Below are 14,918 nucleotides of genomic sequence, written 5' to 3'. Positions count from 1 at the left end.
TAACACCCCCCCCGCCACCCCCCCGCGCCCCGCCCCCCACGGGACCCCAGCCTGCGGGGGGCGGGGCCTGCCCCACCCCGCTGATCCCGCACCCGCCGCCCCTGCCCCACCGGGACCCACCCACCGGGGCCCACTCACCACGCTCCCCGCAGCGTGCGAGAAGCTGAGGGGAGACCAGGGGCAGAGCAGACCAACGTGGTGTGGGGAGTACGGCGTGAGTGAGGCGTTCACCGAGGAGCGGGCCCGGCGGGTGCTGGCCGCGGGCGGCTTCGCGTCCGCGCCCGATGCGGCGCGGTTGCTCAGCCTGGGCGAGAACGCCGTGTTCGCGCTCGAATCCACCGTGGTCAAGGTGGGTCGCGAACGCGGGCTGTGGGAGCGGGCCGACCGCGAGCCGCGCATCGCGGCCTGGCTGGCCGAGCACGACGTGCCGGCGGTCCGGCCCGCGGAACCGCGGGCGCTGCTCGTCGACGACCTGCCGGTGACGGTCTGGCACCGGCTGCCGCCGGCCGTCCGCCCGGCCGCCCCGGCCGACCTCGCCACGCTGCTGCGCCGCGTGCACGCCCTGCCCCGGCCCCCGTTCCCGCTGCCGCGCCGCGACCTGCTGGGCGGGGTGGAGCGCTGGCTGCGGCTGGCCGGCGACGCGATCGACCCGGCCGACGCCGCGTACCTGCGCGACCGCAGGGACGGGTTCGCGGCGGCGGCCGACGCGCTGGTGCCGCACCTGGCCCCCGGCCCGCTGCACGGGGACGCGCTGCCGCGCAACGTGCACGTCAGCGCGGCCGGCCCGGCCCTGGTCGACCTGGAGACCTTCTCCGACGACCTGCGCGAACACGATCTGGTGGTGATGGCGCTCACCCGCGACCGGTACGGTCTCGGCGCCGCGGCCTACGCGGAGTTCGCCACCGGCTACGGCTGGGACGTCCGCGAGTGGCCGGGCTGCTCCGTGCTCCGCGGCGCCCGCGAGACGGCTAGCTGCGCCTGGGTGGCCCAGCACGCCCCGGGCGATCCGCGCGCCCTGGCGGAGTTCGAGCGCCGGGTGGCCTCGCTGCGCAGCGGCGACGAAACCGTCCGCTGGTCGGCGCTGTAGCCCACCACACACCCAGCGGGCCTCGGGCCCCACCTTCACACCCAACCCGCACCCACTTGTCCCGCCTCATCCCACGCCCAGCCATCCCGCACCCACCCAGCTCGCCCACACCCAACCCAACGCAACCCGCCTCACCCCACGCCCAACCCACACACCCAGCTCGCTCACACTTGACCCACCCCAACCCAACCCAGCCCAACCCACCTCACCCCACACCCGGCCACCCAGTCACCCACACCCCAGTCACCCACACCCAACCCCCTCGTACACGCCCCCCTCGCGCCCGGACCCTTCACATCCGGTCCGCCCCTCCCCTCCGCACGCCCCGCCCGCTGCCGCTCAGCCCGCTATCGCGCGGGCCCCGCGCAGTGGCCAACTGCCGTCCACCACCGCGTCGCTGGTGCCCTTGCTGCGCAGCCAGGTCTGGAAGCCGGCGGCCCATTCCGCGTACCACCCGACCTGCTTGTGGTGCAGCTCCCACAGGTCGAGCTCGGCCACCTGGGCGTGGCGCTCGGCCACCGCGCAGGCGACCAGGGCCGCGGCCACGGCGTCCGAGCGGGCCTCGTGCGCCCGGTCGAGCACCACGCCGTAGTGCCCGCAGACCGCCTCCAGCGTGCGCTTGCCCCTGCGGTACCGGTCGACCGAGCGGTCGATCGTGTACGGGTCGACGACCGGCCCTATCTCCTCCTGGCCCAGCCGCTCGGCCAGCGAGGGCAGCCCGTGCCTGCGCAGCTCGGCGGCGAGCATGCTCAGGTCGAACGCCGCGTTGTACGCCACGATCGGGGTGCCGGCCCGCCAGTGGGCCACGAGCACCTCCGCTATCTCCTCCACCACCTCGGGCGCTGGCCGGCCGTCGGCCGCCGCCCGCTCGTTGGTGATGCCGTGCACGGCGACCGCGTCCTGTGGGATCGGGATGCCCGGGTCGGCCAACCATTCCCGGCCGCCGACCACTTCCCCGCCCCTGACCTCGACGACCGCCGCGGTCACGATCCGCGCCTGGTCCGGGTCGGTGCCCGTGGTCTCAAGGTCGAATCCGATCAGCAGCTCTCGGTGCCAGCCCATGGCGGCCCTCCTTCGTGGTGCGTCCCCCTGTTGTTCAACAGCCTCGCACGCGCCACTGACAACCCGTCCGGCACCGGGCACCGCCGCACGCCCCGCCATCGCCCCACCCAACAGAGAGAAATGTCCGAGTTGTTGCGCTATGCACGCCTTCGCGGGCGCCGCCCACGGGTGCTGCCCACGGGCACACACCGCGGCCCCACCCGACCCCGCACCGCCGCATCCCACCCCGGACCGCCGACGACGATCCGGGCCTCACGACGCGTTCGGCACCAACAGTTCCCCGTGCATCTTGACCACCCGGGCGGCGAACCCGTCCAGGTCGATCGAGGTCGGTTCCGCGCCCCAGTTGTCCATGTCGTTCTCCACCACGGCGACCAGCGTGGAGGTGTCGGCCCAGATGCACATCGGCATCACCATCTCCTGGCCGTTCTGCTCCTTGATCACGACCTCGCAGCTCAGCGTGCGTTTCGAGCCCGGCGGGGTGATCTCCCGGCGCGGTACGCCCACCTCGGCGTCGTCGTTGCTCTCCATCCCGCTGAGGAAGCTGTCCTTGGCGTAGGCGGGGCTGGCGAAGGTGCCGTTGAGCCCGTTGACCACCAGTTCCCGCTCGCGGCTCGCGTTCGCGTAGCGCCCGATCTTCGGCTTCACGCCGGACGCGCCGCTGCCGCTGTCCGGCACCTGGTCGTCCGCCGGCGAGCTGAGGTCCTTGGCCATCGTGTACGCGCCGTTCTCCAGCGTTTTGGGCAGCACGACCCGGTAGGTGGTGCTCGGGTCGTCCGCGTCCAGGTCGCGACCGCTCGACGGAGAAGGCTTCGGGGTGGGCGCGTCCTCGCTGGTGCTGGGCTTCGGGGAGGGGTCGGTCGAGGTGTCGACCTTCGCTTCGTCCCGCTTGCCGTCGTCGCCGCCCCGGTCGCTGACGGCGAAGACCACGCCGCCGATGGCCAGCGCCCCGGCGAGCACCGCCGCCACCACGACCGCCACCTTCTTGCCCGAGCCGCCCGGCGGCTGCTGCCCCGGCCCACCGGCCCCGGGACCGCCCGGGTACGGGGCGCCGTAGCCGGGCCCGGGCTGCGCCCCGTAACCGGGCTGTCCGTACGGGGGCTGCTGGCCCGCCGGCTGGCCGTACGGCACGCCCTGCTGGGGGTAGCCGTAGGGGCCGGGCGCGGGGTGCGGCTGCCCGCCGGCTCCGGGCTGACCGGGCGGCCAGCCGCCCTCCGGGGCACCGGACCCGGGCTGCTGCGGGGGCATACTCACGTCGCTGTTCCCTCTCCCGTCTTGGCAGGTTCACGCAGCGTATCGCGCGGTACCGATGCGCCTGGGGGCGGCGCGGCAGGACACGCGGCGGGGCGTACGACGGCCGGACGTACGGGGACACATCGCCCCACGCGGGGCGGCCGGCGACCGATCAACAGGGCGGCGCCCGCCTCGCAGGACTGTGCCACCCGGCGGGACGGCGCCCCCACGAAGACGGCCCCGCTGGCGCTGCCCCCGAGCCCAGCGCCCCCGCCCACGGCCGCGCCCCTCAAGCACACTCCTCAAGAAACCGGCCGGGAGTCCGCCCAGACGCCCTCGAACTCCTCGCGGTAGACCTCGAAGAGGCTGTTATCGGCGCCCATGTCGACCGTGCCGGCCCGCACCACCTCGCGGTCCCGGCCGCCGGCGCGCAGCACCAGGACCGGGGCCTCCATGCCGCGCGCCTTGCGCAGATAGGACTGGATGACGCCGATGCCGTCGGCGGAGTCGCCGTTGATGAGGTAGGCGGTCACCCGGGGCGTCTCGTCGAAGACGTGGATCTCGAAGGCCCCGGGGTCGCGCAGGCTGGACCGCACCCGGCGCATGTGCAGGATGTTCATCTCCACCGCGCGGCTGAGCTCGCCCTTCTTCATGCCGAGCTCCCGCTCGCGGCGGCGCACGGCGCTGCTGGCCGGGTTGAGGAAGAGCAGCCGTATCCGGCAGCCGGTCTCCGCGAGCCGCACCAGCCGGCGGCCCGAGTAGTTCTGCACCAGCAGGTTGAGACCTATGCCGAGCGCGTCCAGCCGCCGCGCGCTGCTGAACAGGTCCTCGGCCGGGAGCTGCCGCTGGAGCCGGACCCGGTCGGCGTGCACACTGACCACGTCCGCGTACCGGTCGCCGACCAGGTCTTCGACGGCGTCGATGGGCAGCCGGTCGGTGGCCGGGCCGCCGGTGCCGCCGCCCAGGATGTCCAGCAGCCTGGCCGAGGCGCGCTCGGCCTGGTCCAGCACGTTCTGGGAGAGCGCGCGGTTGCGGGAGACCACGTTGCGGGTGACTTCGAGCTCGTCGAGGGCGAGTTCCAGATCGCGCCGGTCGTCCAGGTACGGCGCGAAGCAGGGCCAGTGCTGGACGAGGAGTTCGCGCAACTGGGGCAGCGTCAGGAAGCTGACGACATTGTCGTCGGCCGGGTCCAGGAGGTAGCCCTTGCGGCGGCTGACCTCACGGACGGCGACCGCCCGCTGGACCCACTCCTGGCCGGCCGGGCCCGCGGCGGCGACCACCCAGTCGTCGCCGTGCACCGGCTCGTAGACGGGTTGCAGCACCGCGGCCACCACCGCCCGCAGCCGCTGTTCGACCAGATTCAGCCAGATGTAGGCGCGTCCGGCGCGCCGTGCGCGCGTGTGCACCTCGGCCCACGCGTCGCTGCCCCAGTCCAGTTCCGCTCCGATCTCCACCGGCCTGACCAGGGAGACCGCGCCAGGAGGTGCATCGGTGGCGCCACCTCCCGGGGTCGTCTCCTCCCCCGACGGCCGCTCCCACCCACCCGCGCTCACCCGTGCACCGCCTTCCCGCCCCCGTCCAACGATCAAGGCAGACTACTGCGATGCGGGGAGCCGGTGCAGCCTCAGCAGGTCAGCTCTACGACAACGCGCCGCCGCCGATCGCCCACCCTCGCCGCCCGGCGGCCCGTCGGCAAGCCCCCGCGGCCCCCACCGTACGGCTTCGCCCCGCTCCGAACGGCTTCGGGGCGCTTCGGCCCGCCTGACCCCCCTTCACCCCGCCGCCTCCCAGCCGCCACCTCGTACCACCAATCGCCCAGATTCAACCGAAACATCCCGGCGTGCGCGCTCGTTGGACCACGGCCCCGTTCCGGTCGGCCGCGCGGGGCGCCCGTGCGGCCCTGGCGAAGTGGAAGAGTCGAACTCATGCAGGTCTGGCCAGGTCAGCCGTACCCCCTGGGCGCCACCTACGACGGCGCGGGAACCAACTTCGCGGTCTTCTCCGAGGTCGCGCACCGGATCGAACTGTGCCTGCTGCACGACGACGGCACCCAGGACGCCGTGGAACTGCGGGAGACCGACGCGTTCGTCCGGCACGCCTATCTGCCGGGCGTGATGCCGGGTCAGCGGTACGGCTTCCGGGTGCACGGCCCGTACGCGCCCGAGCGGGGCCACCGCTGCAATGCGGCGAAGCTGCTGCTCGACCCGTACGCCAAGGCGGTCAGCGGCCGGATCGACTGGGGCGAGGCCGTCTACGGCTACCCCTTCGGGCGGCCCGAGCGGCGCAACGACGCGGACTCGGCCCCGCACACGATGGCCTCGGTGGTGGTCAACCCGTACTTCGACTGGGGCGACGACCGGCCGCCGCGCACCGACTACCACCGCACCGTCATCTACGAGGCGCACGTCAAGGGCCTGACGATGCGCCACCCGAAGCTGCCGGACGAGTTGCGCGGCACGTACGCGGCGCTGGCGCACCCGGCCGTCATCGAGCACCTGACGGAGCTGGGCGTGACGACGCTGGAGCTGATGCCGGTGCACCAGTTCGTGCACGACCACCGGCTGGTGGACGCGGGGCTCGCCAACTACTGGGGGTACAACACGATCGGGTTCTTCGCCCCGCACAACGCGTACGCCTCCTGGGGGGACCGCGGGCAGCAGGTGCTGGAGTTCAAGTCGGCGGTGCGGGCCCTGCACCAGGCCGGCATCGAGGTCATCCTGGACGTGGTCTACAACCACACGGCCGAGGGCGACCACACCGGTCCCACGCTCTCCTTCCGCGGCCTGGACAACGCCTCGTACTACCGGCTGGCCGCCGACGACCTGCGGCACTACACGGACACCACGGGCACGGGGAACTCGCTGCTGATGCGCCACCCGCACGTGCTCCAACTCATCATGGACTCGCTGCGCTACTGGGTGAGCGAGATGCACGTGGACGGGTTCAGGTTCGACCTGGCGGCGACGCTGGCCCGGCAGTTCCACGAGGTGGACCGGCTGTCCTCGTTCTTCGACCTGGTGCAGCAGGACCCGGTGGTCAGCCGGGTGAAGCTGATCGCCGAGCCGTGGGACGTGGGCGAGGGCGGCTACCAGGTGGGCAACTTCCCGCCGCTGTGGACCGAGTGGAACGGCAAGTACCGGGACACGGTGCGCGACCTGTGGCGCGGCCGGCCGCGCACGCTGGCGGAGTTCGCGTCCCGGCTCACCGGCTCGTCCGACCTGTACCAGGGCGACGGCCGCCGCCCGCTGGCCTCGATCAACTTCGTCACCTGCCACGACGGCTTCACGCTGCGCGACCTGGTGACGTACGAGCGCAAGCGCAACGCGGCCAACGGCGAGGACGACCGGGACGGCGAGAACGACAACCGGTCGTGGAACTGCGGCGTGGAGGGCGAGAGCGACGACCCGCGGGTACGGGCGCTGCGCGCGCGGCAGATGCGGAACTTCGTCGCGACGCTGCTGCTGTCGCAGGGCGTGCCGATGCTCAGCCACGGCGACGAGTTCGGGCGCACGCAGCACGGCAACAACAACGCGTACTGCCAGGACAACGAGGTCGCGTGGGTGCGCTGGCCGCCCCCGGCCGCGACCCCGACGCCGGCCCCGGCGGGCGACAGCGAGCCGGCCGCCGCGGCGGACCTGGAGGCCCGCCGGATGCTCGCCTTCACCCGGTCGCTGGTGTGGCTGCGCCGCGACCACCCGGTCTTCCGCCGCCGCCGCTTCTTCCACGGCCGCCCGGTGACCGGCACGCACGACGCGCTGTCCGACATCGCATGGTTCACGGCTTCGGGCACGGAGATGCGCCAGCGCGACTGGCAGGCGGCGCCGGCCAACGCGCTGATGGTCTTCCTGAACGGCGACGCGATCTCGGAACCGGGCCCGCGTGGGGAGCGCGTCCGCGACGACTCGTTCCTGCTGTTGTTCAACGCGGACAGCGCCCCGCTGGACTTCACACTGCCGCCGCACCACGGCGACCACTGGCAGGTGGTGGTGGACACGGCGCTCCCCGACGGGGTTTCCCCTGGCGCGGGGCCGATGGCACGGGCGGGGGATCGTTTGACGCTGGTGGATCGCAGCATGGTGGTGTTGCGGAGGGGGTAGCGGGGCCACTGCCGTACGGGGCCCGGCCGGTGTGGCGGGATCAGGCGACGAAGCCGCCGCTCTTCACGACGGCGACGAACGCGGACCAGGTGGGCGGGTCGAATGCGAGGGCTGGGCCGTGGGGGGCCTTGCTGTCGCGGACCGGGACGACACCGGTGCCCGGTACGTGGCCGGGCGCCCATTCGATGCAGTTGCCGCCACCGTTGGAGTAGCTCGACTTGATCCATTGCTCGGCCATGCGATGTGGCCTTTCCAGGCGTACGGAAGGGGATCAGGCGACGAAGTCGCCGCTCTTCACGCTCGCGACGAAGGCCGACCAGGCAGCCGTGTCGAATACGAGGGCCGGGCCGTGGGGGGACTTGCTGTCACGGACGGGGATGGTGCCGGTGGCGGATGCGTCGCCGGGCACCCACTCGATGCAGTCGCCACCGTTGGGGCCGCTATAGCTCGACTTGATCCACTGCTTGGTCATACGGTGCAGCCTTTCCGGGCGTACGGAAGGGATCAGGCGACGGAGTCGCTGGTCTTCACGGCCGCAACGAAGGCCGACCAGGCAGCCGTGTCGAATGCGAGAGCCGGGCCGTGGGGGTCCTTGCTGTCACGGACGGGGACGACACCGGCCGCGAATACGCGGGTGGGGGCCCACTCGACACAGTTGCCACCGTTGGTTGAGCTGTAACTGGACTTGATCCACTGCTCGATCATGCGGTGCACCCTTTCCGAAGTCGGACGGAGGAAGGTCAAGCGTCGAAGTCGCCGGCCTTCACGGCCCCGACAAACGCCGACCAGACAGCCGTGCCGAACGTGAGAGCCGGGCCGTGCGGGTCCTTGCTGTCACGCACCGGAACGACACCGGATCCGGCCACTTCCGACGGGGCCCACTCGACACAGTTGCCGCCGTTGGGTGAGCTATAGCTGGACTTGAGCCACTGTGCAGTCATGGCGCACACTCCTCTCCGACTCGTACGGAGCGAGGGCTAGGCATCGAAGTCACCGGTCTTCACACCCACCACGAACGTGGACCAAGCAGCCGTGCCGAACGCGAGAGCCGGACCATGTGGGTGCTTACTGTCGCGCACCGGAACAACGCCCGTCGTCAGTACACGGCCGGGCGCCCATTCGATGCATTCGCCGCCGTTGGTCGAACTGTACGAGGACTTAATCCACTGCTCGGTCATGTAATGCAACCTTTCTGAAACGCAGATGGCAGGAGATCAGTCGACGAAGTCGTCAGTCTTCACGGCCGCGACGAAGGCCGACCAGACAGCCGTGCCGAATCCGAGGGCCGGACCGTGCGGGTCCTTGCTGTCACGGACGGGGATGGTGCCGGACGCGGCCACCTGTGTCGGGGCCCACTCGACGCAGTTGCCGCCGTTGTTGCTGTACGAGGACTTGATCCATTGCTCGATCATCCGATGCGGCCTTTCCGAGGCGTACGAAATGGGGTCAGGCGTCAAAGTCTCCGGTCTTCACGCCCACCACGAAGGCCGACCAGGCAGCCGTGTCGAATGCGAGAGCGGGGCCGTACGGGTCTTTGCTGTCACGGACCGGGACGACACCCGTCGTCAGCACGCGGCCGGGGGCCCACTCGATGCAATCGCCACCGTTGGGTGAGCTGTAACTGGACTTAATCCACTGCTCGGACATGTAGCGCGACCTTTCCGAAACGGACGGAAGGGGATCAGACCTCGAAGTCGCCGGCCTTCAGACCCGCCACGAACGCGGACCAGGCAGCCGGGCCAAACCCGAGAGCCGGGCCGTGCGGGTCCTTACTGTCACGCACCGGGACAACGCCCGTCATGAGCACACGGCCAGGCGCCCACTCGATGCAATCGCCGCCATTGGTCGAGCTGTACGAGGACTTGATCCACTGCTCGGTCATGAGCGCAACCCTTCAGGATCGGATCCATCAACTCTGCTGCACCGGTCGGTGGTTGCGGTAGGGCGTCCGATCCCCGTATCCGATCGTTGGCTGATCTGGGGGCGCGTTTCGCACGGGGCGGCCGTACGACTTCTGCATCACTCGGCGATGCCACCGACGGCACGACGGCGGCGCGCGGCGACGGTCACGATACGACTGGGGCCGGCAGGCAGTCGTCAGTTCGCTTCCATGGGGCGGCTGCGTTCCCAGAGTTCTTCCAGGTGGTGTTGGCAGAAGCGGTCGAACATGCCGCCGGGGCCCGTGCGGCGGAGGTGGAGCAGTGGGGAGTCGTGGCCCACGCCGGAGGCGAGGTGGGGGGTGACCAGTGCGGTGGAGTCGAAGCGGAAGACGCTGAGCGCGAGGTGTGACGGCGCGTCGGCGGCGCTGCTGAACCGGGCCTCGATGCCGCTCTCCCGGAGCTTGTCCAGCTCCGCGATGCTGATCCTGATGCGCGTCGAAACCGTGAGCGCGCTCTTTTCGACGTCCTCGCGCTGTCGCGTCGTGACGCTCTCCGGGTCACCGAGGAGGAAGCGCACCCGGCACCCGGCCCGCGCCTTGTCCGTGATCGTACGGGCGAAGTGCGGCTGTTGCGTCCACAGGAAGTAGTTGGTGAAGCCGGCCAGTGCGATGTCTTCGTGCGCCTGCGAGATCAGCTCGGTCCAGACGGTCGACGGGCAGGCCGACCGGTAGGGGTAGACGGCGACCACTTCTCGATCCGACCCCGTCTTCAGGGCACCTCGTACGGCGGTGGGCCATGCCATTCGTCGTTCAACCCCCAGCACATGGCGAGTGTCAACGGCGTTCTCGCATACGGAAAAAGCCAAGGTCACGAATGTGCCCGATGTGTTGCCGGGCCATTCGGCCCGGGCACAGCGGGGCCCCCGACCGCTTGGGTTCAAGGGGTCGTTGCAACACCACTTGGTTTTAGGTGGTGAGTAGATCACGTAGGCGCTCGGCTGGGGTAGCCCAGCCGAGCGTTTTGCGTGGGCGGCCGTTGAGTTCCTGGGCGACGTGTTCGAGGTCTTCGGGAGTGTGGATGCTCAGGTCGGTGCCTTTGGGGAAGTACTGCCGCAGCAGCCCGTTGGTGTTCTCGTTCGAGCCGCGTTGCCAGGGTGAGGCGGGGTCGCAGAAGTAGACGGGCATGCCGGTGGCCATGCTGAACTGCTGGTGGCGTGCCATCTCGCTGCCCTGGTCCCAGGTGAGGGAGCCGCGTAGGTGGTCGGGCAGGGTCTGGATCGTGGTGACGAGGCCATCGCGGACGGTCTCGGCGTCGTGGGCTCCGCCCGGCAGGTGGACCAGCAGGGTGTAGCGGGTGCTGCGCTCGACCAGGGTGGCGATCGCGGAACGGCCGCCCGCGCCGATGATGAGGTCGCCTTCCCAGTGCCCGGGCACCGCCCGGTCCTCGACGTCGGCGGGGCGATCGCTGATCATCACCATCGGGTCGAGGAACCGGGGAGTGCGCCGCTGCGGGTCCCGGCGTGGCTTGCGGCGGGTGCGGCCGGAGCGGATGGCTGCTTGGACTTCCCGTTTGAGGCCGCCGCGGGCCTGGAAGTACAGCGCTTGGTAGATCGTTTCCACGCTCACCCGCATGCTCTCGTCGTTGGGATACTCCGTAGTCAGAGCGTGGCAGATCTGCTCCGGTGACCACCTCCTGCGCAGTCCGTCCTGGACGAAGCGGCGCAGCCCTCCCTCGCGCAGCAGTTTGCGGTCCTTGGGCCGGGGCCTGCGCGCGGCAGCGGCGCGGTGGGCGGCATAGGGCTGGTAGCCCTCGCTGCCGGAGTTCGCGTCGATCTCCCGCTTGACCGTGCTCGCCGGCCGTCCCAGGGCACGTCCGATCGCCCTCAGTGACTGGCCCGCCGCGCGGAGATCGCGGATCTTCTCGCGCTCGGCGAGCGTCAGGAACCGCGGGTGAAGCTGCTTCTCCAGGGCTGTCAGGCCCACCGGTGCCGTGGTCACACCGCCCATCGTGACGGTCCCGGTGGTGTAGTCGACACGCCGCCCGTCGGCGTAAGTACGCGAAGAGCGGCTCTTCTTGACGCCCCAGTCCCAGTCCTTGGCCGTGCGCTCGTTCACACCGACCTGCCGGGCAGCCACCCGACGCGCGACACCAGCGGCCCGAAGCCGCTCGTACTCGTCGCGCCGAGGATGCCGCCGTGGCAGGCGCACCGAGTTCCGTCCGGCCTTCCTGGCCCAGCCGAAGGCGGTGTTCCGGTTCACCCCCAGCTCACGCGCCACCACAGTCACATTCCCCACCGCATCCAGCCGTGCAAGGAAACACTCCCGCAACCCAGCAGGATCGTCCCGCCCAAAGCCCACGGTCCTCGCAACTCCCACAGATCACGGGTGTTGCGAGGACCGTTAGAACCCAAGCCGTTCGCCTTGTGGTCGGGGGCCCGGACGTACGTCGAGGGGGATCAGGCGTCGAAGTCGCCGGTCTTCACGCTCGTCACGAACGCGGTCCACGCCGCGGTGTCGAATGCGAGGGCCGGGCCCTGAGGGTCCTTGCTGTCGCGGACCGGGACGGCGTTCGGCGTGCCGAAACCGACCTCCACGCACTCACCACCGTTAGTGCTGCTGTAACTGGATGTGCGCCAGCAGACAGGCCGTGTGTTCACGCTGCTCATCGCTTCGTCAGTCCTTCCAGATATGCGCCGATGCGGTCGGCCGACTCCTCCGGCGACAGGGCGTAGCTCCTGAGCAGATCATAGGCGCGGGCTCCCTCGCTGACCTCGGTTGGGTCGATCACGGTCCGCCCCCGCGAGAAGCCGTCGACGTACAACACGTCGTGCGGAGGATTGTCCTCCTGTTCCTGATCGAAGGCCAGCATCGTGAACGGACCCGCCAGCCCCGGGTGCGCGGCTACTTCCTCTGGGATGATCTGAAGCACACAGCGCGGGTGTTGCATGGCGGACAACAGGCGCTGAAGTTGGTCGCGCATCACTGCCAGGCCGCCAATCCTGCGACGCAGCACCTGCTCCTCCACGATGAACCACGTATGCGGTGGCTCGTCACGCTCGAACACAGCCTGTCGCGTCATCCGGGCGGCGACGAGGTCGTCCAGGTTGTCCGGCCGTACCGCGGCAAGCATGGCCCGCGCGTACGCCTCGGTTTGCAGCAGCCCCGGCATGATTTGGCTCTGGAACGAACGGATGGCGTTTGCTTCGCGCTCCAACTCGACGTACGGCAGGAACCACGACGGATACGCGTGCGCAATGACCAGCGGCGAGAGCTCGACGAAGAAGTCGACGCCGAGCGCCCCATCGATATCGCCCGCCAAACCCTCGGTGAGCACGCGCTTCGCGTTCTCCACGTAGCTGATCATGGCTCCGGTGGTGTGCGCCTTGATCGCCAACTCCGTTTGGGACCAGCCTCGTTCCTCGCGGTGCTTACGCAGTTGCTTGCCGAGGAATCCCGCCAGCGAGGCCGGCGCTCCGTTGTCCGTCTCCATGACCAACGTTGCCACTCCTTCTTCCCTCTGCCCGCTTTAACACTTGCGGTTTTAAGCCACTACCGCTAGCGACCCAGGCACACCGGGCCGATGCTGTGAGTGTCCGGTCACATTCAGCGACCGGACTACCCCTTGCTAGAGGGTCGACTGATGGCCAGTCAAGCCTTGGCCAGGGCAAGACAGTTACGAGCTACCCCCGTGGGAGACCAGGTCATGGAGCACCTGATGACGTTGCGTGTATATCGACGCCGCCCCGGCGAATCCGGCCCGCCCGACCCCGACGCCGCGGTCGTCAGCGTGACGTCCGTCGACAGCGAGCAGGCTCTCGGGGACGAGTTCCGCGAAGCGGTCAGCGGGGCCTGGCCGCCGTGGGGGGGGGGGGGGGGGGGCGCCGCGCCCCCCCCCCCCCCCCCCCCCCGCCCTGGTGCGTACGGGGCCTGCGGGGCGTCCGTACGCCCGGTGGGCGTGGTGCGTCGTCGTACGGGCCGGGTGTGCAGGTCGGCCGAGGGCCAGTCGCAGACCAGTCGCCGGTCAGCCGCGCGCCAGCGTCTCCCGGTGCGCGCGCCACTCAGGGGCCAGCACCGACCACACCTCGGCGTCCCGCCGCTCGCCGTGCCGGACGAAGCTGCTGCGCAGCACGGCGTCGCGGGACAGGCCGAGGCGCGCGGCGGTCTTCAGGCTCGCCGCGTTGGCCGAGTCCGCGTGCCACTCCACGCGGTGCACGCCGCGGACGTCCACGGCCCAGTCGATGAGGTGGCGCAGGGCGCGGGTGATCAGTCCGCGGCCGGTGGCGGACTCCTCCAGCCAGCAGCCGACCTCGCAGGTGCCCTGCGCCGCGTCGAAGGTGCGGAACAGCACGCCGCCGACGAGCGTGCCCTCAAGCCAGATGCCGTAGATCCGCCCGCGGTCGGCCGCCAGCTTCTCCGCGTACGACTGGAGGAACGCGCGGGCCGCGGACGGGTCGGCGGCGGCGTCGGCGAGACCGATGTACCGCCCGATGTGCGCGCGGGAGCGATCGATGTGCGCGAAATATTCCTCGGCGTGCCAGGGCTCAAGCGGCCGTAGCTCCGCGGCGTCTTCCCCCAGCGGTATCGCAAACATCGCAACCCTCCACACATCGCCCAGCCCACCGACCGACCCCCGGTCGGCCACCGCCCAGCGTCCCCCGGAACGGCGGTGTGGATCAAGCGATTTCGGCCACGCGCCGCCCCCTCACCCCCGCCCCAACGTCTCCCGATGCGTGCGCCACTGGGGGGCGAGCACGGCCCACACCTCCATGTCGAGCCGCTCGCCGCGGTGGACGAAGCTCTCGCGCAGGACGCCCTCGCGCTGCATGCCGAGGCGTTGGGCGACGGCCAGGCTTGCGGTGTTGCGGGAGGCTGCGTGCCATTCCACGCGGTGGATGCCGCGGACGTCCACGGCCCAGTCGACGAGGTGGCGCAGGGCGCGGGTGATCAGGCCGCGGCCGGTGGCGGACTCCTCCAACCAGCAGCCGAGCTCGCAGGTGCCCTGGGCCGCGTCGAACGCGAAGAAGAGCACGCCGCCGACCAGGGTGTCGTCCAGCCAGATGCCGTAGAAGCGGCCGGCGTCGGCCGCCTGGCTGTCCGCGTACCGCTGGAGGTAGGCCCGCGCCGACGCCACGTCGGTCGCCCGGTCCGGCAGCGGCACGTACCGGCCGATGTGCTCGCGCGAGCGGTCGAGGTGGGCCAGGTACTCCTCGGCGTGCCACGGCTCAAGCGGGCGCAGCTCCGTGCCGTCGTCCCCCAGCGAAATCGCGAACATCGCTCTCCTTCACCGCTCACCGCGCGGTCACCGCGCCGGTGCTCCCCGTCCGGCCCGTTGCCGGCTGAGCTGCGCCCACGGTCTCCCATCCGGGGCCGGTGGGACAAGAGAGATTTCTGGGGCGGGAGGTTGGCGCGGGGAGGAGCGGCGCGCCCGGCGCGGGTACGGGCCAGGGGGGGGGGGGGGGGGGGGGGGGGGGGGGGGGGGGGGGGGGGGGGGGGGCGGGGGGGGGGCCGCCCCCCCCCGCCGGGGCGCCGCCGCGCGCCCCCCCCCCCCCCGCGGGGGGGG

20 protein-coding genes are annotated in these 14,918 nt (G+C 71.1%); 3 read left to right on the top strand and 17 right to left on the bottom strand.

Features of this window, described 5'->3' with window-relative positions:
- Nucleotides 1-214: 214 nt before the first annotated feature.
- Entirely contained in the window at nt 215-1,087 is an 873-nt protein-coding gene (locus AAHZ94_RS13615) for a phosphotransferase (RefSeq protein ID WP_502964663.1), read from the top strand.
- A 339-nt stretch (nt 1,088-1,426) separates the two neighbouring features.
- On the opposite strand, the gene AAHZ94_RS13610 is transcribed toward AAHZ94_RS13615, so the two are convergent.
- From AAHZ94_RS13610 to AAHZ94_RS13600, 3 genes are all read right to left on the bottom strand, one after another.
- Nucleotides 1,427-2,149 carry a 3'-5' exonuclease gene (locus tag AAHZ94_RS13610; protein WP_349993117.1) on the bottom strand — a complete coding sequence of 241 codons (723 nt, stop codon included), beginning with the start codon at nt 2,147-2,149 and terminating at the stop codon, nt 1,427-1,429.
- A gap of 252 nt (nt 2,150-2,401) precedes the next feature.
- The gene (locus AAHZ94_RS13605; RefSeq protein WP_349993116.1) at nt 2,402-3,403 is read right to left on the bottom strand and encodes a hypothetical protein; all 1,002 of its coding nucleotides are present in this window, start codon (nt 3,401-3,403) and stop codon (nt 2,402-2,404) included.
- A gap of 281 nt (nt 3,404-3,684) precedes the next feature.
- Nucleotides 3,685-4,935, bottom strand: coding sequence for a DUF5919 domain-containing protein (locus AAHZ94_RS13600; protein ID WP_349993115.1), 1,251 nt, complete (start codon nt 4,933-4,935; stop codon nt 3,685-3,687).
- Nucleotides 4,936-5,307: 372 nt separating this feature from the next.
- Here AAHZ94_RS13600 and glgX point away from each other — a divergent pair, with 372 nt between their 5' ends.
- Entirely contained in the window at nt 5,308-7,479 is a 2,172-nt protein-coding gene (glgX, locus tag AAHZ94_RS13595; RefSeq protein WP_349993114.1) for a glycogen debranching protein GlgX, read from the top strand.
- Between the two features lie 40 nt (nt 7,480-7,519).
- Here the strand turns inward: glgX and AAHZ94_RS13590 are convergent, their stop codons facing one another.
- The 14 genes from AAHZ94_RS13590 to AAHZ94_RS13525 all read right to left on the bottom strand — a co-directional run bounded on the left by AAHZ94_RS13590 (nt 7,520) and on the right by AAHZ94_RS13525 (nt 14,630).
- Nucleotides 7,520-7,717 (bottom strand): DUF397 domain-containing protein, encoded by a 198-nt coding sequence (locus tag AAHZ94_RS13590; RefSeq protein ID WP_349993113.1) that lies wholly within the window; start codon nt 7,715-7,717, stop codon nt 7,520-7,522.
- A 33-nt stretch (nt 7,718-7,750) separates the two neighbouring features.
- On the bottom strand, nt 7,751-7,951 hold the full coding sequence (locus tag AAHZ94_RS13585; RefSeq protein ID WP_349993112.1) for a DUF397 domain-containing protein: 201 nt from the start codon (nt 7,949-7,951) through the stop codon (nt 7,751-7,753).
- 32 nt (nt 7,952-7,983) lie between these two features.
- Nucleotides 7,984-8,184 carry a DUF397 domain-containing protein gene (locus AAHZ94_RS13580; protein WP_349993111.1) on the bottom strand — a complete coding sequence of 67 codons (201 nt, stop codon included), beginning with the start codon at nt 8,182-8,184 and terminating at the stop codon, nt 7,984-7,986.
- Nucleotides 8,185-8,219: 35 nt separating this feature from the next.
- On the bottom strand, nt 8,220-8,420 hold the full coding sequence (locus AAHZ94_RS13575; RefSeq protein ID WP_349993110.1) for a DUF397 domain-containing protein: 201 nt from the start codon (nt 8,418-8,420) through the stop codon (nt 8,220-8,222).
- A gap of 36 nt (nt 8,421-8,456) precedes the next feature.
- Nucleotides 8,457-8,657 (bottom strand): DUF397 domain-containing protein, encoded by a 201-nt coding sequence (locus AAHZ94_RS13570; protein WP_349993109.1) that lies wholly within the window; start codon nt 8,655-8,657, stop codon nt 8,457-8,459.
- A gap of 36 nt (nt 8,658-8,693) precedes the next feature.
- Nucleotides 8,694-8,891, bottom strand: a complete 198-nt coding sequence (locus AAHZ94_RS13565) for a DUF397 domain-containing protein (RefSeq protein ID WP_349993108.1) — start codon at nt 8,889-8,891, stop codon at nt 8,694-8,696.
- A 34-nt stretch (nt 8,892-8,925) separates the two neighbouring features.
- Nucleotides 8,926-9,126 (bottom strand): DUF397 domain-containing protein, encoded by a 201-nt coding sequence (locus AAHZ94_RS13560; RefSeq protein ID WP_349993107.1) that lies wholly within the window; start codon nt 9,124-9,126, stop codon nt 8,926-8,928.
- A 34-nt stretch (nt 9,127-9,160) separates the two neighbouring features.
- On the bottom strand, nt 9,161-9,361 hold the full coding sequence (locus tag AAHZ94_RS13555; protein ID WP_349993106.1) for a DUF397 domain-containing protein: 201 nt from the start codon (nt 9,359-9,361) through the stop codon (nt 9,161-9,163).
- Nucleotides 9,362-9,576: 215 nt separating this feature from the next.
- A complete protein-coding gene (locus tag AAHZ94_RS13550; RefSeq protein WP_349993105.1) occupies nt 9,577-10,161 on the bottom strand; it encodes a DUF5919 domain-containing protein in 585 nt (194 codons plus the stop codon).
- Nucleotides 10,162-10,324: 163 nt separating this feature from the next.
- Complete coding sequence (locus AAHZ94_RS13545; protein ID WP_502964664.1) at nt 10,325-11,560, bottom strand: IS30 family transposase; 1,236 nt, start codon at nt 11,558-11,560, stop codon at nt 10,325-10,327.
- A 254-nt stretch (nt 11,561-11,814) separates the two neighbouring features.
- The gene (locus tag AAHZ94_RS13540; RefSeq protein WP_349993104.1) at nt 11,815-12,024 is read right to left on the bottom strand and encodes a DUF397 domain-containing protein; all 210 of its coding nucleotides are present in this window, start codon (nt 12,022-12,024) and stop codon (nt 11,815-11,817) included.
- Nucleotides 12,021-12,848 (bottom strand): helix-turn-helix domain-containing protein, encoded by an 828-nt coding sequence (locus AAHZ94_RS13535; RefSeq protein ID WP_349993103.1) that lies wholly within the window; start codon nt 12,846-12,848, stop codon nt 12,021-12,023. The genes AAHZ94_RS13540 and AAHZ94_RS13535 overlap by 4 nt, the downstream gene beginning before the upstream one ends.
- A gap of 531 nt (nt 12,849-13,379) precedes the next feature.
- Nucleotides 13,380-13,949 carry a GNAT family N-acetyltransferase gene (locus AAHZ94_RS13530; protein WP_349993102.1) on the bottom strand — a complete coding sequence of 190 codons (570 nt, stop codon included), beginning with the start codon at nt 13,947-13,949 and terminating at the stop codon, nt 13,380-13,382.
- 111 nt (nt 13,950-14,060) lie between these two features.
- Nucleotides 14,061-14,630 carry a GNAT family N-acetyltransferase gene (locus AAHZ94_RS13525; protein ID WP_349993101.1) on the bottom strand — a complete coding sequence of 190 codons (570 nt, stop codon included), beginning with the start codon at nt 14,628-14,630 and terminating at the stop codon, nt 14,061-14,063.
- A gap of 98 nt (nt 14,631-14,728) precedes the next feature.
- Here AAHZ94_RS13525 and AAHZ94_RS13520 point away from each other — a divergent pair.
- A partial coding sequence (locus tag AAHZ94_RS13520; protein WP_349993100.1) for a hypothetical protein occupies nt 14,729-14,918 on the top strand: 190 nt, incomplete at its 3' end.

The organism is Streptomyces sp. HSW2009 (assembly GCF_040240285.1).
GTDB lineage: Bacteria > Actinomycetota > Actinomycetes > Streptomycetales > Streptomycetaceae > Streptomyces.
The sequence above is the reverse complement of the archived record's forward strand: the minus strand, read 5'-3'. Positions and strand labels throughout refer to the sequence as shown.